Annotated in this window: 21 protein-coding genes; 17 read left to right on the top strand and 4 right to left on the bottom strand. The window is 63.4% G+C overall.

What is annotated here, in order from left to right; all coding sequences use genetic code 11:
- The first annotated feature begins 13 nt into the window (after positions 1–13).
- The 17 genes from FAZ69_RS08465 (at position 14) to FAZ69_RS08545 (ending at position 16,420) form a co-directional block, all read left to right on the top strand.
- A complete protein-coding gene (locus tag FAZ69_RS08465; RefSeq protein WP_240702154.1) occupies positions 14–799 on the top strand; it encodes a hypothetical protein in 786 nt (261 codons plus the stop codon).
- A complete protein-coding gene (locus tag FAZ69_RS08470; RefSeq protein ID WP_240702155.1) occupies positions 796–1,923 on the top strand; it encodes a hypothetical protein in 1,128 nt (375 codons plus the stop codon). Before FAZ69_RS08465 ends, FAZ69_RS08470 begins: the two co-directional genes overlap by 4 nt.
- Positions 1,920–3,062, top strand: coding sequence for a hypothetical protein (locus FAZ69_RS08475; RefSeq protein WP_136893501.1), 1,143 nt, complete (start codon positions 1,920–1,922; stop codon positions 3,060–3,062). Before FAZ69_RS08470 ends, FAZ69_RS08475 begins: the two co-directional genes overlap by 4 nt.
- The gene (locus FAZ69_RS08480; protein ID WP_136893502.1) at positions 3,059–4,168 is read left to right on the top strand and encodes a M23 family metallopeptidase; all 1,110 of its coding nucleotides are present in this window, start codon (positions 3,059–3,061) and stop codon (positions 4,166–4,168) included. The genes FAZ69_RS08475 and FAZ69_RS08480 overlap by 4 nt, the downstream gene beginning before the upstream one ends.
- 20 nt (positions 4,169–4,188) lie before the next feature.
- On the top strand, positions 4,189–5,181 hold the full coding sequence (locus FAZ69_RS08485) for a hypothetical protein (protein ID WP_136893503.1): 993 nt from the start codon (positions 4,189–4,191) through the stop codon (positions 5,179–5,181).
- A gap of 122 nt (positions 5,182–5,303) precedes the next feature.
- Positions 5,304–8,228, top strand: coding sequence for an LPD1 domain-containing protein (locus tag FAZ69_RS08490; RefSeq protein ID WP_136893504.1), 2,925 nt, complete (start codon positions 5,304–5,306; stop codon positions 8,226–8,228).
- 180 nt (positions 8,229–8,408) lie between these two features.
- Entirely contained in the window at positions 8,409–8,783 is a 375-nt protein-coding gene (locus FAZ69_RS08495) for a hypothetical protein (protein ID WP_136893505.1), read from the top strand.
- Positions 8,776–9,333, top strand: coding sequence for a hypothetical protein (locus tag FAZ69_RS08500; protein ID WP_136893506.1), 558 nt, complete (start codon positions 8,776–8,778; stop codon positions 9,331–9,333). The genes FAZ69_RS08495 and FAZ69_RS08500 overlap by 8 nt, the downstream gene beginning before the upstream one ends.
- Before the next feature lie 393 nt (positions 9,334–9,726).
- Positions 9,727–10,425, top strand: coding sequence for a CHC2 zinc finger domain-containing protein (locus tag FAZ69_RS08505; RefSeq protein ID WP_136893507.1), 699 nt, complete (start codon positions 9,727–9,729; stop codon positions 10,423–10,425).
- 8 nt (positions 10,426–10,433) lie between these two features.
- Entirely contained in the window at positions 10,434–12,308 is a 1,875-nt protein-coding gene (locus tag FAZ69_RS08510) for a secretion/conjugation apparatus DotM-related subunit (RefSeq protein ID WP_136893508.1), read from the top strand.
- Positions 12,309–12,390: 82 nt separating this feature from the next.
- Positions 12,391–12,642: a hypothetical protein gene (locus tag FAZ69_RS08515; protein ID WP_136893509.1), complete on the top strand. Its 252-nt coding sequence runs from the start codon at positions 12,391–12,393 to the stop codon at positions 12,640–12,642.
- 16 nt (positions 12,643–12,658) lie between these two features.
- Entirely contained in the window at positions 12,659–12,997 is a 339-nt protein-coding gene (locus FAZ69_RS08520) for a hypothetical protein (RefSeq protein WP_136893510.1), read from the top strand.
- Positions 12,998–13,117: 120 nt separating this feature from the next.
- A complete protein-coding gene (locus FAZ69_RS08525) occupies positions 13,118–13,633 on the top strand; it encodes a hypothetical protein (protein WP_136893511.1) in 516 nt (171 codons plus the stop codon).
- Positions 13,634–13,668: 35 nt separating this feature from the next.
- The gene (locus FAZ69_RS08530; protein ID WP_136893512.1) at positions 13,669–14,046 is read left to right on the top strand and encodes a hypothetical protein; all 378 of its coding nucleotides are present in this window, start codon (positions 13,669–13,671) and stop codon (positions 14,044–14,046) included.
- A 106-nt stretch (positions 14,047–14,152) separates the two neighbouring features.
- Entirely contained in the window at positions 14,153–14,461 is a 309-nt protein-coding gene (locus FAZ69_RS08535) for a hypothetical protein (protein WP_136893513.1), read from the top strand.
- A gap of 306 nt (positions 14,462–14,767) precedes the next feature.
- Positions 14,768–15,394, top strand: a complete 627-nt coding sequence (locus tag FAZ69_RS08540; RefSeq protein ID WP_136893514.1) for a DUF47 domain-containing protein — start codon at positions 14,768–14,770, stop codon at positions 15,392–15,394.
- 15 nt (positions 15,395–15,409) lie between these two features.
- The gene (locus FAZ69_RS08545; RefSeq protein WP_136893515.1) at positions 15,410–16,420 is read left to right on the top strand and encodes an inorganic phosphate transporter; all 1,011 of its coding nucleotides are present in this window, start codon (positions 15,410–15,412) and stop codon (positions 16,418–16,420) included.
- A 156-nt stretch (positions 16,421–16,576) separates the two neighbouring features.
- Here the strand turns inward: FAZ69_RS08545 and FAZ69_RS08550 are convergent, their stop codons facing one another.
- The 4 genes from FAZ69_RS08550 to FAZ69_RS08565 form a co-directional block, all read right to left on the bottom strand.
- Positions 16,577–17,383 (bottom strand): SDR family oxidoreductase, encoded by an 807-nt coding sequence (locus FAZ69_RS08550; RefSeq protein WP_136893516.1) that lies wholly within the window; start codon positions 17,381–17,383, stop codon positions 16,577–16,579.
- A 101-nt stretch (positions 17,384–17,484) separates the two neighbouring features.
- Positions 17,485–18,627 carry a C40 family peptidase gene (locus FAZ69_RS08555; RefSeq protein WP_136893517.1) on the bottom strand — a complete coding sequence of 381 codons (1,143 nt, stop codon included), beginning with the start codon at positions 18,625–18,627 and terminating at the stop codon, positions 17,485–17,487.
- A gap of 240 nt (positions 18,628–18,867) precedes the next feature.
- A complete protein-coding gene (locus tag FAZ69_RS08560) occupies positions 18,868–20,682 on the bottom strand; it encodes a PhoH family protein (RefSeq protein ID WP_136893518.1) in 1,815 nt (604 codons plus the stop codon).
- A 391-nt stretch (positions 20,683–21,073) separates the two neighbouring features.
- Positions 21,074–21,535 (bottom strand): peroxiredoxin, encoded by a 462-nt coding sequence (locus tag FAZ69_RS08565; RefSeq protein WP_136893519.1) that lies wholly within the window; start codon positions 21,533–21,535, stop codon positions 21,074–21,076.
- Positions 21,536–21,688 lie beyond the last annotated feature (153 nt).

The raw sequence follows: 21,688 nt of genomic DNA on the forward strand, positions 1-21,688 counted from the left end.
CGGAATGGGGCTGATGGGGGTTGCGCTGGCTGCGCCGGGCCTCTCGCATGCGCAGGTGACCTCTTGGGTGCAGCAAATGGAGAGGATGGTCTCCTCGCTCGGAGTGGTCACGAAACAGCTGTCGGCCAGCGCATCGAATTCCGATTCGATGCGGATGCAGGCAGAGCAGGCTTTCCAGTCCACGATGGGGGATGCGGCGACGACAACGCAAGTGCGCCAGATCGTCCAGGATTTTGGCCCGAATGGTCAGCTGATCGATTCCTGCTACCAGCTCGGGATGGCGGCTCAGGTTCAGTTGACCGAAAGCAAGACCAGTGGGCAAGCATCGAGCGCGATGGCGCGGCTGTATACGCTGTCCGATAGCGGTGTGGGCAGTGCAGGGGGAGTCCTCGGCGCTCTCGGAGGCACCAGCCAGGTGACGCAGTTTCCGTTTGCCGCGTCCGTCGCGCAGCGCGTCTCGCGGCAGTTGACGCGTTACTGCACCGTTTCCCAGGCGCAGCTGGGGTACTGCACGCTGAATCCGAACGGCATGCAGGCCGGCGATGCGGATTTCTCGCTGCACTTGCAACCGGGCAAGACCTATGGGTGGGATCAGACCGAGGCATCGACGGATTTCATCAAGACGATCGCGCCGATTCGTCCCACTCCCACCAGCCAGGCCTGCACGAGCACGGCGTGCATCGCGGCCCGGCAAGCACGTATTCAGCAAGAGACCATGATGTCGATGGCGCGATATTCGTTCTTCCGTTTCACGGAGGCGCACGAGACCCAGAAGGTCGGCGAGGGGCAGGCGCAATGAAGAGACTCGATAAGGTGAAAGCGTCGGGTGGCGTGCGCCGCATCGCTGTGGCGAGCGTGCTCCTGTTCGCCGGCGCGGGGGCGGCATGGGCTTCCTGCGGCGGAACCGAGGCGCTGGTCAACAAGGCTGCTGCCGGGCTTGCCGGCACGATCATTGGAGCGATCTCGGCGGCTACAGGCTCGATCACGGCGCTCGATGAGGCGCAGACGGAAGAGCTGATCGGCTCGATCAAGGTGCTGACGAAGCAGGTCCAGACGTCGACGTCGAATAGCGACGACTCCACGCGGCAGGCGGAGGAGGCGGGGGCGTCGTTCCAGACGGCTCTCGCAACCAACGAAGTAATCAACAAGATGGTGCTCGATTTGAAGTCGCAAGGCTACGATCCGTGCGCGCAGGCGAGCGCGACCAAGCAGATGGCAACGGCCGAGGCGCAGGTGACGGCCGCGCTTCCGCAGCGCATTGCAGCGGAAGTGCAGGCGGGCGGCGGACGCTATGGGGATCTTTCCACGGTGCTGCGGCAGCGCGAGCAACAGCATAAGGCGCTGTTCTGCACGCAAGCCGAAGTGACGGCGGGGCTGTGTTCGAGCCTCGGCGCTGTGCCGGGGGGCGACTCGAATGCGTCGCTGATCTTCAGCTCGGATACGAGCCCAAACATGTTGGCCGCGAAGAACGCGGCGATCAACAACATCATCGGCATGCCGGACGCGTTGCCGCCGGCCGGCTCCGCGAATACGCCGCAAGGCCAGGCCTACCTGTTGGCGAAGAAACAGAAAGATGCTTTTCTGGCGTTCCCCGCCTATTCGCTGAAGGCGATCCAGTCCGACGCCGAGGGCTTCGACTCGTTCATGTCCGAGCGTGTCGGCCAGTATTTCGGAACGGATCGTGCCGCCCAATGGGCACACGATCAGGCGTCCGAGGCGGAGCGCGGCGTGCTGGTGGACACGGTGAAAATCGAAGGCTTGCTCCTGAAGCTGCATGAGCGTCAGCTGAAGCAGTCGCTGCGCGCGGAGGCGGATCAAGCGGCCGAGCTCGCGCTCGAGAACAAGAGGATCAATGGTCAGAGGGTCGAGGCGGCGCAGATGGCTGTCGCAGCGGCCAACGCTCGTTCAAAGGTGGCGCCGTGAATCGCACATTGAAGAAGACGGTGGCCGGGATGACGTTGCTGTCGTTCGCGGGGGTGGTCGCCGCCTCGGGGTGTCCGGCTGTGGCCGATTCGATCTGGGAGGAGGGGATGGTGGCCGCCGGCGGGGCAATGACGTCGGCGATCACCGGCATGGTGAATGCCGTCAGCGCCGAGCGGTCATATAACCTTCAGAGAGTGACAGGGGCGCTGAAGGTGCTTGCCGAGCAGATCAACTCGTCGGCGAACAATTCGAACAGCCAGCTGCGGAGCGCCAAGGAGGCGGCCGCAAGCGTGCAAGCAGACATCTACAACTTCAAGGGGATCTCGAAGGCGCTGTTCGACTATGGGCCGAGGACGGGCCAGGGGTACAACCCCTGCGTCGAGCAGGATCGTTCGAAGAACCTCAACGTCGCGCTCGGCGAGGCAAGCAATGACATGCAGGAAAAGGTCATTCGCGAAATCGACGCGGCTCCCGGTGCGTTTGTTCCGGATCGCGGCGTTGCGATCGCACAGCGGATGAGGGATGCGGCGAACCTGTACTGCACGCCGGGCGACGCGGCAGCTGGGCTGTGTTCTGCGCCGGGTCCGATGGCCGGAAAGGATCTCGATGCGTCGAACTTTTTCGCGTCGGCGCCGGGAGGTTCGACCCAGTCCAATGCGAAATCCGCGCTGCTGAACAATTTGTTCGGCCTGCCTGCCGTGGCCTTGCCGGCATCGGCGGTGGCGACGCCGGTCGGCCAGGCTTTTCTGGACCAGAAGCGCACATCCGATGCAGTGAATTCGGTGGCGCAAGCTTCGCTCAAATCGATTCAGTCGTGGACCGAGGCGCGCAGCAGCACTGGCGGCGCCACGGATAACCAGAGCGTGCTCGACGCATTGAGCTCGAAGGTGGATACCTATGCCGGCGGCGCCGATTACGACAACTGGGCTGCCGCGCAGACCTCCCAGAGCGAGCGCGGTCTGCTGGTCGAGCTCGCCAAGATGGAGGCGCTCGATCTGTCCATGGGCTATATGGAATACCAGTCCGAGGAACGCCGCGAGGCCGCGGCGGCGGCGAAACTCGCATTGATGGCGGGCCAGATGCCGAATTCGGATGCGACGGCGCAAGCGGCCCTGGCGCGCTCGCGGGTGACGCAATGACGTTGCGCACGCAGGCTTGGTGGGCGGGGCTGGCGGTAACGTTGAGCGTTGCGGTCCCGGTCAGGGCATGGGCTGACGCGTGCTTGGCCGAGCCGGTCGACATCCCGAATCAATTGGTGACGAGCACGTTCGGCAAGACCCGCCTCCTGAAACAGTACGCGGCGCCGCGCGTTCACTGGGGAGTCGACTTCCACGCGAGAGACTTGTCCGGCAAGCCCGCGCAACTGAAGGCAGTCGACAACGGAACCGTGATCGGGGCCGGGTGGTGGGGGCACGGCTACGGGAACCGCGTGGCTTTGCGTCGCGCGAACGGCGATGTCGTGATCTACAACCACATGTCGACGGTGGATCCGAAACTCAAGGGCGGCTCACTGGTCGGTTTCCAAACCGGCGGTGCGGCGGTTGGGGCCACACAGGTGTCGGCGGGCGATATCTTGGGCGTGGCGGGCGGGATGGGCGATCACATGGACCGCCCGGATCTGCCGGTGCATCTGCATCTGGAATATGTGACCGGCTACGGCGGGGTCAAGCTGCGGGAGACGAACGACGGCACCGACAAGACGCGAAGCCGCTATCTGCGCAATGCGTTGGAGTATTCGTGCAAGACTTACCCGTTCGCAAGCGATGCCGGGCCCGTCACAAACGGGACGGGGGGCGCGGCACCCTCGCCGTCCGAGACCGGTGGGGCGGCGGCCGCGAACTCGACGGTGCCGGTTTCTGCCGATCAGATCTACGAGGCGCAGCAGACGCAGCCGTCCGTGACGGCAAAGGAGCGATATGGGTTCCCGGATCAGCCGCCCTATGCCACTTACGATGGGATGAGCGAAGCGCAGATCACAGATGCGGAAGTGACGCGCCGACTGATGGATACGGAATGGGAGGTCAAGCTGACTGGTTGGAGTTCACGAGGTATTTTGGCCGAGATTGCGAGAATGCATGGTGTAAAGTTATGGCTCGACGCGAAAATAGCAGAAAAAAAGAGGCGAATTGAAGCCATGCAGGCGATGGCGCTCGCGCTGCAAGCAAATCGCGACATGCAACCGGCAGTGAATGCCGCCTACCAGCAGGTGGTGAGTGGTGCGGCACGGGGGATGGTCGGCCACTGATCATCGTGAAGCGGGAGTGGATGATGAAAAAAAAGCAGTTGGACGCGCTGAATGCGCTTCCCTCGGGCGAGGGTGAAGCGCAGCGTCAGCACGTCGAAAATGAGGCGGACAAGGCGGCTAAAGTGACGGCCGAAGCTGCGGAACCGGGCATGCTTGGTGTGGAAGACGCCGACGCGCTGATGGACGAGTTGCTGGAGCGTGTCGGGAACGGGCCAGCGGCCGCGCCTGCGGCTACAGGTGTGCCGGCTGCCCAGGTCTCGGGCGGTGCTGCGGTCCAGGACTCGGTCGGGAATGTGGCGGCGGGGGTCGTGACGGCACCTTTCTACGCCTTGTCGAGTGCTTACCGGTTGCTGAACAAAGCCGTCAAACCCGGTTCACCGCAAGCTGCGGGTTTGCCGGGGCTGTCGGCTTCCGCTCAGCCGGGAATGATGGCTGCCGCCATGGGCGGGGTAGGCGCCCCGCTGGCCGCTACCGAAATGATCTCGCACTGGAAATGCGACAAGATCGAGGATGCCCAGAGGCACGTCCTGAAGGCAGCCGAGGCGCTGCGCAACGTCGATGCGTTCCCGCTCTGGGAAGATGCGATGCTCGCCGAGGCCGGCAAGCGCGGCATGCTTCCGAGCGATCTGGTTGCCCGCATGCGGAACGATCCGGATCTGGCTCCGTTGAAGGAGCAGATGACCGCGCTGTGGCGCGACAATCCGAAGGAGGTCGAGGCGTATCGGCAGGCCGCTGGGGAATTCGAAAAGCACATAAAAGACGTGCAGCGGAAGTACGCCAATTCGGAGCCGCCGATTCAGAAGCGCGTGATCGATGCGATGGAGACGGTGCGCGAGAGCACGGGTGATCTGCCGGGTTTCGGCCGCCAGGAAGGCGAATACACGGCTACGCTGGCGGAACGGCTGCGCGAGCTTGCGCGTACGATTGCAGAGTCCGTCAGCAATCTGCTCGTCAAACTGCAGGGACGGGCACCGAGCGCGAGCGTGGCCGCGTCGCCCGAGCCGAACAGTTGAGCGTGTTAACGGGCCGGCTACGGGCCAGGTTGCTTGATCTAGTCGCGCGGCGTTAATTTTTCATAAGAATTGTCGTTAACCAGTAGCCGGTACCGCTTTCGTTGCGCGAGGCTCGCGCGATCATGCTCTCGGCTGCCGAGCCGCATTTCGATTCTCCCGTTCGTGAGCTTGCTGCAGCTGATACGGTCGCGCCATGCGCGCCCTCCATTCGTGTTGAGTGGCGCGCTGCCTCGATACCCAAAAATAACGCCGCCGACCAACGGCATCTGCGCAGCAAGACGGGTTCCGGTACCTATGGTTCTTCCAGCGAGAAAGCAGGCGGAGCCTATGATGGTCAGCCGAGGGATGCGGGGATGATTGCGGATGATAGTGTGCTGGTCTGGCCGAGCATGATGCGGTTTGGCGCGGACCTGAAGCTGGTGTTCAACGAATCGCTCGATCGCGAGTTCCTGAAGTTCGTTATTCAGGATCAGGAGCAGTTCGAGCGCATGGGTGGCGGCAAGGGTGAGGCGCTTCTGCAGCGTTTTCGAGAGGCCGGATTTGTCTACTCTCCCAGCGAGACGTCCAAGAACGCCGCGTGCGCCTACGACACGGCGATGAGTCGCGGCTTGGGCGTCGCGCGTGCTGAGCAAGCCGTTGCGCAGGCCAAGAAGACGCTCTACTTCTATTCGAGTTCGACGCAGCTTACGCATTCCCGGCTAAGGCGAATGGTGCCCGCGTCGGTTGCGGATGGGGATGGTAACGACTACCACCTGCAGCCGGTTTCCCGATTCCGGGAAGCCGATCAGCAATTTCTGCCTCCGGCCTTTCTGGCCGATTTCATTCGCTCCCAACAACAGCTGCGCGACGCCCAGCCCGGACGCTGGTATGTCGGCCCGGCCGAGCGGGCGGTCATGGCGGCTGCCGGCATGCATCGTTTGTCCGTGCACGAGGTGCTCGGATACCGGGATTTGCCGCCGTCGTACCGCAGGGCGCTGCCGGAGCCGATTGCCTGCCTGGAAAAATTCAGCCCCGTGCGCCTGGTCGAAGCGGCGGTTCAACGGCAGACGCTCGACCTGACGGGCATGCCTTTGCGCGCTCCGGAACTCGACGCCGTGATCATCGGCTATCCGACGCGTGAGGCGGCGGTTGCCGGGAGCGGCGGTGTCGAGGAGGGGATCGAGGCTTTGGATCTTCCCTATGGCATCCCCGTCGGATTCAACGCGGAGTCAGGGTGTTTGATGGTGCTCAAGGACGCCCGCTATCTGGAGTACAACGAAGAAGATCTTCCCGTGGCAGAGGACCTGTACAGCGTGCAGCAGCATTTCGACTTCATGCGCGTGCTGGACAGCATCCGGCGGGAATACGATGCACTTGCGGCCGATGGCCTGCTGACGGCAGATGCATGGTCGAACAGAGACGCCGCCATGCTCGCGCGCGCCCGGTGTGATGCCATATTCGAGTTGATGAAGTCGGCCTTGGCGCCTTGGGGGTCTATCCAGGGCTTTGTGTCCGAAGACGACATCAAGTGTTGCGGCGGCCAGCGCGCCGAATACTTCAAGCGGCCGGAGAACCAGGGCTTTATCCGGTTCCTGTCGATTTTCCGGACTCAGATGTATATCGCGGTCAAGCAGTGTTCCGAGAGCAAGGCTGCTCGAGCCAGTTACGCCGTCGAGATGGCGCGCTTCAGGCTGCCGGCAGCCGGCACCGTTTCTCGTGAGGCGGAGCGCGGTGTGCGCCGGTTGCTCAGCGATGTGCTCGGATTTCCGGTCGTGAGCCGGATTCCGGCGCGCGCCAGCGCAGCGCATTTGCCCGTGATCGAGCGGCGCGGCGAGGACTGGCGAGCGGGAAGCGACGTGGATCCGGCCGCGTTTCTCGAGGTGTTCCGCGTGCGCGGTGTCGAAACGGGAATATGGCTGCCTGACGCCGAGCGTCAGCGCGTGATGAATGAGGCGTTCGACGCCTTGATGGACCAGGTTGCGGTCCTCGGGCTACCGCCGGAGATGATCGGTCTGGGCGGCACCCTGACGCTCGCGTTTGGATGCCGTGGCGAAGCGGAGCGCGGTGCGCGCGAGGCGCATTACGAGCCGGGGCGGGTGATGCTGCATCTGCCCGCGCTACTGGGGGCCGGGACGATCTCGCGCGCTTGGGCGCTCGCCTTCGATGCCTGGCTGGCCCGCGCGGCGTTGGGCGGAGAGCATGCATCCGTCGTCGAATTGAGCTCGAAAGGGACGGGCGAGGCGGGGGCGCTGCCTAAACTGGTCGATGACCTTGTCGGGATCGCGCGCCGGATGAAATCCGTGCCGTTGACGCGCGAGGAGGCCGCCCGGCCGTGGATGGAGGTCGAAGTGGGGGATGCGGTAGTCCCCATGACCGAGTCGCTGGAAACCCGCCTGATCGACTGGATCGGGTCGCTGGATCGGCTGCTTCCGGATGGGGCGCGGCAAGGGGATTTCTACCAACGTGCGCTGGCCCGCTTGCGGGAAGAGTGGGTGGCGAGCCCTTACCTGGAGCGATTTGGCGTACGGCAATTGGCCGACGCGGAAACGTTCGTGCACGATGTCTGCGCCATCATGGATGCGGTATCCGGTGGCTTGGGCTGGCGTGGCCAGGTGAACCTCGATTTGCCGCTGCATCTGGATCGGGTGGGCCGCGGCCGGGAGGCGAAGGCTCGTGATGTCATCCAGAAGTGGGCGCCCGGTCTATATCGCCGCGACACGGCGTACTTCGCAAATGCCAGCCGTCACGACATGGTGGAGAAGCGTGCCCTGTGGGCAAGCGATAGAGCACTGTTTGCGCGTATTTTCGAAGCATGGACCGAGGCATTGCTCGTGAAGGTCAACGGGTGGAACAGCCCCTACCTGGTGGCCGGCACCACACTCGACGAGAACACCGAGCACCCCGTTTACCCGACGGGCGCTGATCGCGAGGTCCTGTTCGGCATGCTGAATCGATTCTTCCTTCGGTGCGGGGCGGATCTGCGCGCGCTGATCAATGGGCGCATGGTGGTTCCCGATGCAATCTTGTGGCTCGTCCCGGACAACGACCTGCCCGCCTTCGTGACGTGATTCCAGCGAGCGCGCCTGCCGCGCCGCTTGTGACGGTAGGCGGTGCGGGAAGGCAGGTGCTTTCAAAAAGGGTACAGGATCGATGCAAAATCATCAAAATCCTGCAATTTTTGTAAAAATTGCTTTTTATAGTCTGAGTGACGGATAAAAAAAACTATATTTTTGAAACATGATGTTAGAATGGGTAAACCGACGATGAGCCTGCGAGAGTCGGGTTCGGTCGAGCAGGATCGTAGGCGTGACAGTGGGTGTGGCATGGTCATGGCGCAGCTCAGCGGCGAGTGTCGGCGGCTCCTGCAGCCGAGCACTCCTGTGAATCAGCTTATGGAGCGTGAAATGGATGTCGCTATGAGCACGGTGCGGAAGCAGTCGCTCGCTTTTTTCGGGCTTGCGCTCCTCGCGGCCTTTGTGGCTTTCCTGATGCTTTTCGTGGGGCGCATCGATCACTTTCTCGCTACCGGAGTGTCGGTGCTCGCGCTGATTGCTTTCGTCTTGCTGTTCAACCGCGCCTGGACGCTTTGGGAGCAGGCGCACCAGGTGCTGGATCATGGCTGACCGTATGAAAGGCGGCCGCGCGCCTGCCGATAAGGCGCCGATCTTCATCCGCCTGCGCAAGGCGATTGGCGAGGCGCTGCAGCAGCCCGGCCTGACGGTGCGGAAGGTTTCGCATCTGGAGCTGGCAATCGGCGCACTCGCGCCGTCCACCATCCTCAAGGGCTGCGTCATCAGCGACTATCCGTTTCCGATGTGCCGGTATGTGTCTGCGCGAGATGGCCATGTGTATCACGTCAAGGGCCCAACGGAAGACGGCGAGCAAATCGTCGCCTATCGGCAGGGCTTCCTGACATCGCTCTTTACGAGCAGAGGCGGGATTGCGGTGGCGATCAGCGAGGAAGGGTGGATGGGGTCGGTCATGATCCTGTATTCGTTGATGCACGCGCATTTCGAAATGGACAAGGGGGCGCTGCAAGACGTGCACGATGAATGGACCACACGGCGCAGTTATCCGATCAAGCGTTTCCGGGTATATCTCGCATTTATGCGGCGCCGGATAGCAACCTGGCCTGTGGTGCAGAACCTAGTGGCGCTTACGCATCGGGCTTGAGCGCGAAGAGCCATCGCGCATTCCAGCGCTGCTCTCGAGTCGATGCTGAACGGCGAGGTCGGGTTGGTGTTTCGCAAGTGAAATCAAAAAAATTTCACCCGAATTGATTCAAAAAAATATATATTTTAGCTTCATTGCTATGCAATGATCCTTGGATTGCCGGAGATTTTGATGAAAAGTTCGGTTTGCGTGCTTACGGTAGAGCGGAGCCGGATCGAAGGTTTGATGGGCGGTTATCGGCGCAGCCGGATGCTGCGCACCGCGTAGAGCAGAGGTGGTTCGACGGGACCCGCTGCGAATGCGCAGCAGTGCTTGCGCCAACCCGATCGGTGATCGGGCCATGGCGGTGATGTAACACGACAACACGAAGAACAATTTGTAGCAGGGGCCATCATGTTTGAACCGGGGTTTCTCGAGCAGGTGCGTATTCGTAGCGATCTTGTCGGCACCATCGGCCGAACTGTGAAGCTGGGCAAGGCCGGCAAGGAATACCTAGGCGTGTGCCCATTCCATGCCGGAACAGCGCCGAGCTTCACTGTCAGCGGGTCGAGGCAGTTCTATCACTGCTTCGGGTGCGGTGCGCACGGCGACGTGATTCGCTGGGAGATGGATTACGGCGGGCTCGGCTACGTGGACGCGGTCGAGAAACTGGCCCGCGGCGCGGGGCTGCCATTGCCGGAGCAGGCGGCCACGGCCGATGCGAACGGCGAGGCCGGATCTCTGGCGGGGCTCCCCAAGCCGGATCCGAACCGCTCCGCCTTCTATCGTCAATATGCGCTGCTGTGCGCGCTCGATATGACGATGATTCTCGAGGTGCCTGAAGCGCTCGTCGACGACTTCGCGTCGCTCATATCCGGCTGGTTTGCCTGTGCCCCAGCCGACATGAAAGAACGCATCGTTGCGCTGTCCTCGGTGCGCAACGGCGCCCTGCGCAGGGTCCTCGGTTCCGCACTCGAAGGCACGAGGGAGCGTGCGGCTCTCATGCATCGGGTTCAGTTGCGCGACGAGGCCGACGCAATCACGGATGTGACATATGCCGGGCAGGAGCGCGTCGAGCGGCCGAACAAGGCGGTCGAGCGCTTCGCTGCGTAGAGGCGCGGATGAGCCAATCTGCCTCGAAGCCCGTTGAGCCGAAGCAGGAAGGGGACCCGGTATGGGTCCTCGTCTCCATGCTGCTGGCGTTGGTGCTGGTCGGCGTTTTCTGGATGGCCGCGCATACGATCATCGCGCGGCTGTACGGCTGGGTTCGCATCGCGCAATTTGCCGTTTTCAAATTGATCCATTCGCCGTGGGCGTCCCTGCCCGGCGTGATGCTGGCCGGCGCCGGATACATGCTTGGCAAGCGGTACCCGCGCAACAGACTTGCAAAATGGCTCGTTTTTCCCGGGATCTTTTTGGTCGTTGCGAGTCTGGTCGGCGGGATCTACGCCAGCTGGTTCGACTTCTTCGCCGGTTCCGATCCGTCGTTGGTCCAGTGGGGGCACCTGACCGATTCGAGCATGTGGGCCAACGGGTTCACATTGCTCGTCCTCATCGTCCCGCTATGCTTCTGGACGGCGCGCCGCTCCTTGCATACCAATCCGACGAACCACCTGCACTACGCCCGTGCCGTGGACTACACGCTGCACTCGTTTTCCGACGAGATGGGCAAGCATTACCCGCATGTCCGGCTCTTTCGCAAGCTCAACCTGACCGCTCGTCCGATCGACGAGGGGCAGTACCGTATGGCGGATACGGAAAAGCAGTTCGCGATGATGCATGCGCTGCTCGATCACACCGGTATGGACGGTCTATATCAGGTGAACAGCGATCGGGCAGCCCTGGTGTTTCGTGAACAGCTCGGGAAGCTGTGGCGTACTTTCAGTGATCTCTCGAAGTGGGAGATCGCAGTGCTGTCCGTGCTGATGCCTCGTATTGCCGCAACGGATGTCGAGATGTCCGACGGGGATTACAAGGCAGCGCTCGAAACGACAAACAAGCTGGTCGCCTCCTACTGGGAGTCTGCTGATCGCACTTACGATGCGGCGAAGGACACGCTCGATGTCGATGTCACGGAAGGGTTGGCTGCGATCCGCAAGTACTACCGAAGCCGAAAGGTCGAGAAGTATTTCAGGAAACATGCGTACGTGTACACGATTCTGTACGCCATGCTTAATGACGCGCGCTCGCTGGGCGTGCTGCCGTCGAACGAGTTGCGCTGGTTGCGGGTCGTGGACCGGCGCTTGTGGCTGGTGATCAACAACGCCGGACGGACGGTTGCCTGGGCGGAGGTGTCCGGTGTCTACGGGCACTACGTGCACGAGCTGAAGAAGCAGCGCGCGCTCGAAAAGCCGGAAATCGGTAATGCGGTGAAGGGCTTGTGCGACGCGGTGGAGGGCTATCGCTTCAGCGAGGAGGAGATCGCCAGGATCGACCGCCAGCGGCAAGCGAAAGAGAAGGCCCGCATGGTGGTGGACCCGAAGACCGTAGCCAGGGAGCGCAAGACGCTGATTCTCGGGGCGCTGCGAGTGCGTCACGACGGCAGGGAAGACTTCCTCGAAGTCGCGTTGGTCGGCCAGGACGGATCGACTGTCTATTCGCAGCGCTGCCAGCCCCGCGTACCGCTCGAAGCCATCGAGCGGGAGTACCGCCTTTCCGATGACGACATGAGCGCACTGCTGAAGATGCCGCTCTCCCAGGATGTGCGCAAGCGCATCGTTGAACTGGCGAACGGTCACGACGTGGTGGCCTACTACCGCGCCGAGTGTGCTCTCGTGCCTGGGCTCGAACGCTCGGCGGCGAGCGTGCGCGCACTGGAAGATCTGGATGACGCAAAGGACCTGTGGACGTCCGGCGTGAGGCAGGGAATCGCCGACCGGTCGCGCGAGATCCATACGGCAGTCGATGCGGCGAAGGTGGCGCGGCTGTTGTGGATTGAACTCAGGAAGGTAGAGATGCGGGCCGCGCAGGGCGCAGCGGGGGCGCAGCCCGCATGATCAGGGACGATTCGCGAGCCTGCGCGCGTGACGCGCTCATGCCGGGATGGAGCCCCGGCGATATTCAGAGGACGGGGCGGCCATGGATCAGGTAGCAAGGAGCGGGACTTCGGAAGAGGACCGGGCAACCGGCGTTTCGAACGACGTCGGCGCTGAGAAGGTGACGGTCTCGGTGACTGTTCATCCGACCGACTATTCAAGGATGGTCGATGTCGCGCGAGTCAGCGGTATCCCGAAGAGCGAATTCATGGCGCTGGCGATGCACCTTGGCGTGTGCGAAGTGGCGAGCCTTTACGGAGAGGATGACAGGGCTGACGACTCGGGAGGGACGTAACCATGGCGGAGGATGTATGGGTGAGCAAACGCGATTGAATGCTGCAACGCTGATAGGCTGGTTCCGGAAGCGGAAATCTCCTGCCGGGATTAAGGAAATCAAGGCGTCCGGGCTGATGGACGCACAGACGGCGTCGGCGGCCGTCGGCTATGCGGTTCGGCATCAGGTGCTGGAGCGTGTCAAGGCGGAGGATGGCCACCGGTGGCTGTATCGCCTGACAGGGCGGCCGTTGCCGGCGGAGCGCGAGCCTGGCGACGTGATGTCGTTCGACTCGCTGCTTACCGCATGGGGGTTGCCGCGCGTGCCGCTGGATCTGCAGGTGGCGTCGTGCCGGCGGATCGAGGCGTTGTGTTGAAGGCCGCGGCGAAATCGGGCGACCTCGTTGCGGCGGCAGCGCTGTGACGCCGAATGCGCATTGAAGGGGTTGGCATGGCTATCCGGCAGGGGCAGTCCTGGCGAATGCATTGAAGGCAGCATGAGGAAACAATCTTTCCGCTGGCGAGCGCTCTGCGCGCCGATTCTGGTGTGGGCCGCATGGGTGCATGCCGCCCCGCATGATGAGGTGAAGCCGATCCCGGATGGCGTCTACAGCGCACGACTCGATGCAGACCGTCAGCTTTTCGTGCCCGCGCGCAATGCCATGGGCACGCTGTTCGTGGTCCCGTCCCGGAATGACTTCGATTCGGTACGCATCCGTGCCGTGCTGCTTCGCCGCGGGGTTCCCGTCGGACTGATTGACGGCGGTATCGTTTATTGGCGCAACGGCCAGTGCGTGATTGCGTTCGATGGGGTGGCGGTGCAGGGCGGCAGGATCATTCCTGGACGGGGGTACTTCCCGGTCGCCGCCCTGGATATCTTGCCGAAGCCAGGTGACGCCATCCATCCGGGGATGACGGTATTCGTTCCGGGCACGTCGAAACGTGAGTGGCCGCTCGTGATCGATCACACGGTTTCGCCGCCAACCGACGAGGCCGATGACGATGGCGATTGATCGGTCAGTCAGATTTATTGAGTTGTGAGGATGCGATGAGCGATCCCGTTTTGAAGATGACGACGAGTGACGGCCAGAGCGGCGGGCATCGCATGCAGCGCCTGAACTGGGCGATGGGTGACGTCGATCGTGCGCGCCGCAGCGCCGGTCTGCCGTTCCCGTTTGGTACCGCCATTCTTCAGGTGCGTGACGAGCACGACACCTTGGTGGTGCACTGGAGCAGCGCGGAAAGCATGGTCGTGTACGGCCGTTTTTTGCTGGAAGCGTGGCGTGAGCATGGCAATACGCGCGTCGAGTTTGTGATGCCCGACGACGTGCGCCTCAAGTTGGACGCGAGCACGCAGGGGGGCGAGCGCACGGCAGCGCCGTCGAAGCCGTCGCGAGAAATCCGGCCGATGGCGTTCAGGGGTTAGAGGTGGGCGCCGTCGGCGCTCGTGACGGTGGCGAAACCTGTGACAGGCCGGAATCGGGCCGAGTCCTCAAACAATCATGAGCAGCAGCGAAAAAATTGGAACGTCCATGAACGGCAAACCTGTCTCCGTTCGAACTGAGAGCGGCGTCCGCCGCTCGGCCGAGCGCGTGTGTGCGCCCGTGCTGTTGCTCTTGTCGCTCTTGATGCTCCTGTACCCCTTCCTTCACGCGAGCGCCACGATTCGTTCCTGGAACACCCCGGCGCTGCCGCAAGATTGGCCGCTCAATCTCGGCATCGCACTGTTCGTGGGCATTGCGGGCATGCTGCTGCTGGGCGCTTCATGGCGCATGGCCCAGCGCGCCTATGGCTTCAGCCGTTCGCCGAACAGTCTCGCGAAATCGCGCAACCCGCGCTAAGCATGCTCGGCGGGCATCGATCCAACGCCGCATAGCCATCGATGGCAAGCGAAACGCCGTGCGGCCCGCTCCTATCGCATCAGGTTTTGACGCAGCTCGACAACGTGTTGCATGCCACGAGGCGTAGTGACGCGCTTACCGAGGCGCCGCCGCTTTCCTATAGAATGCCGCTTGTCACAAATCCGTCACGATCGGAAGCTGCGCGCGCTGAGTTTCGTACGAGTGCCGTACAACCCGCGCCGATGGTGCGGGTGTGATCGTTAAGTTGCTGATTGTATTGAAAATATCGGAAAGAGCTCATCTTATATGTTCGGTCGATTCATGCCCACCGAGGGCAAGTTCTTTGAAATCTTCAATGCGCACGCGCAGTGCATCGTAGCCGCCAGCCAGGAGCTCGAACTCCTGATCGACAATCTCGAAGACGCCGAGATTCACAAGCAGAACGTGCAGGGCAACGAGAAAGCCGCCGACAAGCTCACGCACGAAGCAATCGACCTCCTGCACAAGACCTTCATCACGCCGCTCGACCGCGACGAAATCCACAAGCTGATCACCACGATGGACGACATCCTCGATCTGATGGAGGACGTCGCCACGGCCATTTCTCTCTATGACGTGCAATCCGTCACGGCGGAGGCGAGCGAACTCGCCCATCTATGCACGGCGAGCGTCAAGCATCTGCAGGCGGCGGTCGGCCTGCTGTCGGACATGAAACAGGCGGCGCAGATCCTGAAGGCGTGCGAGGAGATCGACCGCCTGGAGTCGGATGCCGACCGCGTGCTGCGCGGGGCCATCTCGAAGCTGTTTCGCGAAGAAGACGACGTGAAGACGCTCATCAAGCTGAAGGCGATCTACGAGCTGCTCGAGACGATCACGGACAAGTGCGAGGATGTCGCGAACATCATCGAAGGCATCGTGCTGGAAAACGCGTAAGCGGGACGCCGACCGATGCAATCGATCCAACTCGCCCTGTCGGCGCTCGCGACGCTGGTCGTGGTCGCCCTCGTATTCGACTTCATGAACGGTTTTCACGACGCGGCGAACTCGATCGCCACCGTCGTGTCGACCGGGGTTCTGAAGCCGCAGCAGGCGGTGGCCTTTGCCGCCGCGTTCAATGTCATCGCCTATTTCATCTTCCACCTGAAAGTCGCGCAGACGGTAGGCAAAGGCACCATCGATCCCGGCATCGTCGATCACTACGTCGTGTTCGGCGCGCTCATCGGGGCCATCGGCTGGAACATCGTGACCTGGCGCTACGGAATTCCTTCAAGCTCGTCGCATGCGCTGATCGGCGGGCTCATCGGCGCGGCGCTCGCGAAGTCGGGATGGGGTGCGCTCAACTGGGACGGCCTCTTGAAGACCGTCGCCTTTATCTTCATTTCGCCGCTGCTCGGCTTCGTGCTCGGCTCGTTTTTCATGCTGCTCGTGTCGTGGATGTACTTCCGCACGCCGCCAAGCAAGGTCGACGGGCGCTTCCGGCGCATGCAGCTCGTGTCGGCCGGGCTCTATAGCCTCGGGCACGGCGGCAACGACGCGCAGAAGACCATCGGCATCATCTGGATGCTGCTGATCGCGACCGGCTATGCGTCGGCGGCGGCCGAGGCTCCGCCGATGTGGGTCATCGGCGCCTGTTATCTGTCGATGGGGCTCGGCACGCTGTTCGGCGGCTGGCGCATCGTTCGCACGATGGGGCAGAAGATCACGAAGCTGAAGCCGGTCGGCGGCTTCTGTGCGGAGACAGGCGGGGCGATCACGCTGTTCGTTGCGTCGGCGCTGGGCATTCCCGTGTCGACTACGCATACGATCACCGGTGCGATTGTCGGCGTCGGCGCGACGCAGAAACTTTCCGCTGTGCGCTGGGGCGTCGCGGGCAACATCGTCTGGGCCTGGGTGCTGACGATTCCCGCATCCGCGCTGCTTTCGGCCATCGGCTGGTGGTTCGGCCACCGCTTCTTGTAATTCCCCTCATCGCATCACGGTAGGCAGCAACGCGCTGCCTAGCCGGCGATGCCGGGCCTTTCGATTGCGGCGCCTCGAGTGCCGCAATTTCCATCATCGCTTCGCATGATTCGATGTGCGTTGCTGCATTTTGCCGCCGCGCGGCTTCCAAGCGCGTCAGATCAGCGCGGATGCACCGCCATCCATCGGCACGATCGCGCCCGTGACATAGCTGGCCCGGCGGCTGGCGAGAAACAGCGCGACATCCGCAATTTCCTCCGGCTTGGCGTAGCGCCCGAGCGGCACCTGCGCCTCGCCGCGCGCGAGGGCTTCGTCGGTATCGATGCCTTGCCGCGACGCCTCGAGCTTTAACGCCTCCTCGACGCGCTCGGTCAGCGTCGAGCCCGGATTGATCGCGTTGATGCGGATGCCGAGGCGCGCGTAATAGTGCGCGAGGCCGACGCTGGCGAGCATCAGCGCCGCATTGGCCGCGCCGCCTGCGATATGAATGTCGCTCGCGATCTTGCCGCCCATGCCGATGATGTTGACGACCGCGCCGGGTTCGGCCGCGCCGTCCGTTTTCAGCCGCTCGGCCATGCGGCGCAGCACGGCTTGCTGCGTGTGGATGTAAGGAAAATATTTGGCGTCCATCGCGGCTTTGAATGCCGCGGCGTCGAGCGCAGCCGGGTCGTAGCGCTTCGCGGCGCCGGCGCTGTTGATCAGGATGTCGATCGGACCGACCGCCGCCGTCGCTTCTTCGACGACATCCTCTGCGCTATGCGCCTCCTGAAGATCGGCGCGGGCGAGATGGACATGGTGGCCGTCCGCAGCCAGCGTTTCGCGCGCTCGCGCGAGGTTGGCCGGATCGCGCGAGACGATCGCGACCTTGGCGCCTTCCGCGGCGAATGCCCGCGCACAAGCGAGACCGATGCCTTTGCTGCCGCCCGTGATCAACACCACCTTGCCTTCGAGACCCAGATCCATCGCTGCTCCTCGCTGTTGAACGTGTTGCCGCGTAGGGAACGATAGCAGAACGGGGGAGGCCGTGCGGCGGGCGGGGGCTGGCCTGCGAGGCAGGGAGCGGGTCAGTCGCCGTTTGCGAAGCGGGCGATCGGGTCGTCGGCGCTCGAGGTCGGGGCGGGAACGCCGCGCGACGCGGTGGATGCCCGCATGATCTGCACGCCGTTGGTCGCCGGCGAGGCCGATGCGGACGCTTGCTGGGCTTGCTGCGCCTGACGCGCGGCGACAGCCGCCGGCGGCGGCGGCTCGAACGCGTCAGCGGCGGCGTCGATGGCGTCGGGGGCATTGCTGCTGGCCGGGGCTGCTGCCGGTCCGCTGACCGCCGGCGCTTGCGCCGCGGTAACGGCAGGCGCGTTGGACGGCGCCACCGAGCCCGCGGCGCGCGCCTGGACTTGTGCGGCGCGCATGCCGGGCGGCGGCGGTTCATAGGGATCGGCGGCGGGGCCAGCTTGCGCCGCGGCGGGCGCTGCTGCGACCGGCGCGGGATTGCGGCTGCCCGCAAGCGCAGTTGGACTGAATTCAGACGACGCGGCGGCAGACGGCGATGGCGTGCCCGCCGCCGCATAGCCGGACTCGGCCGGAGCCTGCGCGGGCACCGGCGAACTCGGCGCCGGCGCTTCGCGCGGCGCGGCTAGATAGGTCGGCGCATCGAACGGCACGGATTTAGGCAAAGGCGCGGCGACCCGGCGAATGCCGTCGAAGCGTTTGGCCCAATAGGGGTTCGTCAGATAGTCGAGCCGCACAGTGCCACCCGTCGACGGAGCGTTGACGAAGCGCAGCTTGCCGACGTAGATGCCGACATGCGAGTGAGGCCGGCCGGTCGTATTGAAGAAGATCAGATCGCCCGGCGCGATTTCGTCGGGTTCGATCGAGTCGCCGCGCGTGCTCATGTCGGCCGTCGTGCGCGGCAGGTTGACGGAGGCTGACCGCAAGACGACGTAGCGGACGAGCCCACTGCAGTCGAAGCCGCTGTCGGGCGTGTTGCCGCCCCAGCGGTACGGCACGCCCACGAGGCCCATCGCCTGAATCGAGATCTCTTCGCGGCCTGTGCTGTGATCGACGAAGTTGGGGAAACCGGGCGGCGGCTCGGTCCGATAGGCGCCGCCTGCCCCGATCGGCGGGCTTGAGCTGCGCGATACCTTTTGCGGCGCGCTCGAGCACGCGGCAAGCACAAGCACGATCAGCAGCGGGAACCAGAGTCGGCGCATGGACAGAGCAGGCGAGCGAGGCTCGCCTATCGTATGACTAACGGACGTTGGGCCGATGGTAGCCCGCCAGGCGGACCAGCGGCAAGGGTTCTTCAGAATTTACTTGAGCTTTCTCCGCTAAGTGTTGCTGCTCCGGCACGCGTGAATGATGCGCGCCAAGTACGCATGGGGCGTGGAAAGAACGAAAAAAAGCCGCGCCAGGGATGTCCTGGCGCGGCTTTCAAACGGCGAAAAAGCGCGTTAGAGGATGTCGGACGCGTAATCGGCAAGCCGCGACCGCTCGCCGCGAGCGAGCGTCACGTGGCCGCTATGCGCCCAGCCCTTGAAGCGGTCGACGACGTACGTAAGCCCCGAGCTGCCTTCCGTCAGGTAAGGCGTGTCGATCTGCGCGATGTTGCCGAGGCAGATGATCTTCGTGCCTGGACCCGCGCGCGTGACCAGCGTCTTCATCTGCTTCGGCGTCAGGTTCTGCGCCTCGTCGATGATCAGGTACTTGTCGACGAAAGTCCGGCCGCGCATGAAGCTCATGCTCTTCACTTTCAGGCGCGAGCGAATCAGCTCCTGAGTCGCCGCGCGGCCCCATTCGCCGGCTGCGTCGTCGGTTTTCTGGAGCACTTCGAGGTTGTCATCGAAAGCGCCCATCCACGGCTGCATCTTTTCCTCCTCGGTGCCCGGCAGGAAGCCGATATCCTCGCCGACAGGCACCGTCGCCCGCGTGACGATGATCTCGTTGTAGCGTTTGTCGTCGAGCACTTGCGCGAGGCCCGCCGCAAGTGCAACGAGCGTCTTGCCCGTGCCCGCCTGACCGAGCAGCGTGACGAAGTCGATCTCCGGGTTCATCAGCAGGTTGAGTGCGAAATTCTGCTCGCGGTTGCGCGCCGTGATGCCCCACACGTTGTTCTTGTGATGGCCGTAGTCGCGCAGCGTTTGCAGGAGCGCTGTCTTGCCGTTCAGCTCGCGTACGAGCGCATGGAACGCGGGCTCGCCGTTCTGCGGCTCGAGGTAGACGAACTCGTTGACGAGCAGCGACGAGCACAGCGGTCCGGTCACGCGGTAGTACGTGGTGCCCGTCTTGGTGTCCTGCCAGCTCTCCATGCCTTTGGCATGCTTGGTCCAGAAGTCCTGCGGCAGCTCACGCACGCCCGAGAAGAGCAGGTCCTTGTCTTCGAGGACTTGGTCGTTGAAGTAGTCTTCGGCGGGCAGGCCGAGCGCGTGCGCCTTGATCCGCATGTTGATGTCTTTCGACACCAGCACGACCTGGCGATCGGCGCGGTCGCGCTGCAGGGCACGCACGACCCCGAGGATCTGGTTGTCGGCCTTGCCTTGCGGCAGGCCCTCGACGGGTTCGATGTCCGTCAGCTTGGTCTGGAAGTACAGACGCCCGAGCGCTTCGCGGCTGCCGAGCTGCGAGAGCGGCAGCCCGTCGGCCATATCGCCGGCGTGCGCGACGAGCGAGTCGAGCGTGCGGCTGACCTGGCGAGCGTTGCGGGCGACTTCCGACATCCCCTTCTTGTGGTCGTCGAGCTCCTCGAGCGTCATCATCGGCAGATAGACGTCGTGTTCCTCGAAATGGAAGAGGCAGGTCGGGTCATGCATCAGCACGTTTGTGTCGAGCACGAACAGCTTGCGGACTTCGATCTCACCGGTCTTGCGGGCGCGGGTCTTCTCGGCGCCGCGGGCCTTCGGCGCGGTGGCGGCAGGCGTGGCAGCCGCGGGTTTGTCGTGGCGGGCGACGGGCGTATGTGCTGGCAGCGGAGCGGGCACGGGTTGCAGCAACGCCGCCGTCTGCTTCGATTTCCGGCCTCGCGCGACCGGCGCGGCTTCTGCGGCGGGAGCGGCAGTCTTGACGGGACGCAGGGTGGTGGCGGTATTGGCTGCGCGCATCATCGGTTCGGCGACGCTGGCCGGGCCGCTCATCGCGCTGTAGTCGGCCGCTTCTGCTTGCTCCCCAACGGTGTCCTGTTTCTTCGCTTGCTTGCCAGGCCGTGCTTTGGCCTTGAATTCGTCAGGTGGCAACAGGTTGCCGAGCTTGCTGGGTGGGGTAGGCAAAGGCATGAGTTCCCTCGAAAAAATCGGGTCGCATATCGGGCGCCGCTTGGTCGGCCGACGGATGCGCCATCGTGTGACACACCCGCTTCGGACCGGCAGCGCGCTTTGGGTTTCGAAACGCCGGTTCGCCTAGTTTTCGATCGGCTCCTTGACAGAAAAGTGCTGCCGGCGCGGGCGGCCGGCTCGGTCCAAATCGCGTTGCATGGGACCCGGGTAAGTGCTGAAGCACAAACTCGTGTCGACAAAAAAGCCGCTGCCCCGTGACCGGGGCTAGCGGCTCGACTTCGATAATCGCGCGGCGCCTGGCGACCAGGACCTCTACATTGGCCGTGAGGCCGGCGCGGCAGCGAAAAAAATGGGGTGGACAGGCACTCATTGCAACCCAATATAACGCGCCTCAAAGCGCTTGTACAGCCTCCAGCGCCGCGTCGACGTGGCCCGGCACCTTGACCCCTCGCCACTCCTGGCGAAGGACGCCGGCGGCGTCGATGAGGAACGTGGAGCGTTCGATTCCACGTACCTCTTTGCCATACATTTTCTTCATTTTGATGACGTTGAAGAGCGCGCAGAGCGCCTCGTCGGCATCCGAGATCAGCGGGAACGGCAACTCCAGCTTGGCCTTGAAATTCTCGTGCGAGCGCAGGCTGTCGCGCGACACGCCGATGATTTCGGCGCCGGCTTTCTTGAACTTCGGATAGAGGTCGCGGAATTGCAGGCCTTCGGTCGTGCAGCCGGGAGTGTTGTCCTTGGGATAGAAATACAGCACCACCTTCTTGCCCCGAAGACCGGACAGCGTGATTTCGCCGCCTGTCGCGGCGGCCGTGAAATCGGGGACGGGTTGGTCGACTGCGATGGACACGTGGTTCTCCTATTGTTATGGCGAGGGTTGCCGGCTACCGGCTCTCGATGGCTTTTGAGCGCCCCCAAACCTGTCGCTACGCGCCAGGCCCCCCGAGGGGGCAATCCCACAAGGGGACTTCCTTCGGGGCGGAAAACTTGGGGGCGGCCCGGC

The sequence above is a fragment of the Trinickia terrae genome (genome assembly GCF_005144415.1).
GTDB lineage: Bacteria > Pseudomonadota > Gammaproteobacteria > Burkholderiales > Burkholderiaceae > Trinickia_A > Trinickia_A terrae.

Coding starts and splice junctions, on each gene's coding strand:
- FAZ69_RS08465 (WP_240702154.1), top strand. CDS start 14: ATGGGGGTTGCGCTGGCTGCGCCGGGCCTCTCGCATGCGCAGGTGACC.
- FAZ69_RS08470 (WP_240702155.1), top strand. CDS start 796: ATGAAGAGACTCGATAAGGTGAAAGCGTCGGGTGGCGTGCGCCGCATC.
- FAZ69_RS08480 (WP_136893502.1), top strand. CDS start 3,059: ATGACGTTGCGCACGCAGGCTTGGTGGGCGGGGCTGGCGGTAACGTTG.
- FAZ69_RS08485 (WP_136893503.1), top strand. CDS start 4,189: ATGATGAAAAAAAAGCAGTTGGACGCGCTGAATGCGCTTCCCTCGGGC.
- FAZ69_RS08490 (WP_136893504.1), top strand. CDS start 5,304: ATGCTCTCGGCTGCCGAGCCGCATTTCGATTCTCCCGTTCGTGAGCTT.
- FAZ69_RS08495 (WP_136893505.1), top strand. CDS start 8,409: ATGGGTAAACCGACGATGAGCCTGCGAGAGTCGGGTTCGGTCGAGCAG.
- FAZ69_RS08500 (WP_136893506.1), top strand. CDS start 8,776: ATGGCTGACCGTATGAAAGGCGGCCGCGCGCCTGCCGATAAGGCGCCG.
- FAZ69_RS08505 (WP_136893507.1), top strand. CDS start 9,727: ATGTTTGAACCGGGGTTTCTCGAGCAGGTGCGTATTCGTAGCGATCTT.
- FAZ69_RS08510 (WP_136893508.1), top strand. CDS start 10,434: ATGAGCCAATCTGCCTCGAAGCCCGTTGAGCCGAAGCAGGAAGGGGAC.
- FAZ69_RS08515 (WP_136893509.1), top strand. CDS start 12,391: ATGGATCAGGTAGCAAGGAGCGGGACTTCGGAAGAGGACCGGGCAACC.
- FAZ69_RS08520 (WP_136893510.1), top strand. CDS start 12,659: ATGGGTGAGCAAACGCGATTGAATGCTGCAACGCTGATAGGCTGGTTC.
- FAZ69_RS08525 (WP_136893511.1), top strand. CDS start 13,118: ATGAGGAAACAATCTTTCCGCTGGCGAGCGCTCTGCGCGCCGATTCTG.
- FAZ69_RS08530 (WP_136893512.1), top strand. CDS start 13,669: ATGAGCGATCCCGTTTTGAAGATGACGACGAGTGACGGCCAGAGCGGC.
- FAZ69_RS08535 (WP_136893513.1), top strand. CDS start 14,153: ATGAACGGCAAACCTGTCTCCGTTCGAACTGAGAGCGGCGTCCGCCGC.
- FAZ69_RS08540 (WP_136893514.1), top strand. CDS start 14,768: ATGTTCGGTCGATTCATGCCCACCGAGGGCAAGTTCTTTGAAATCTTC.
- FAZ69_RS08545 (WP_136893515.1), top strand. CDS start 15,410: ATGCAATCGATCCAACTCGCCCTGTCGGCGCTCGCGACGCTGGTCGTG.
- FAZ69_RS08550 (WP_136893516.1), bottom strand. CDS start 17,383: ATGGATCTGGGTCTCGAAGGCAAGGTGGTGTTGATCACGGGCGGCAGC.
- FAZ69_RS08555 (WP_136893517.1), bottom strand. CDS start 18,627: ATGCGCCGACTCTGGTTCCCGCTGCTGATCGTGCTTGTGCTTGCCGCG.
- FAZ69_RS08560 (WP_136893518.1), bottom strand. CDS start 20,682: ATGCCTTTGCCTACCCCACCCAGCAAGCTCGGCAACCTGTTGCCACCT.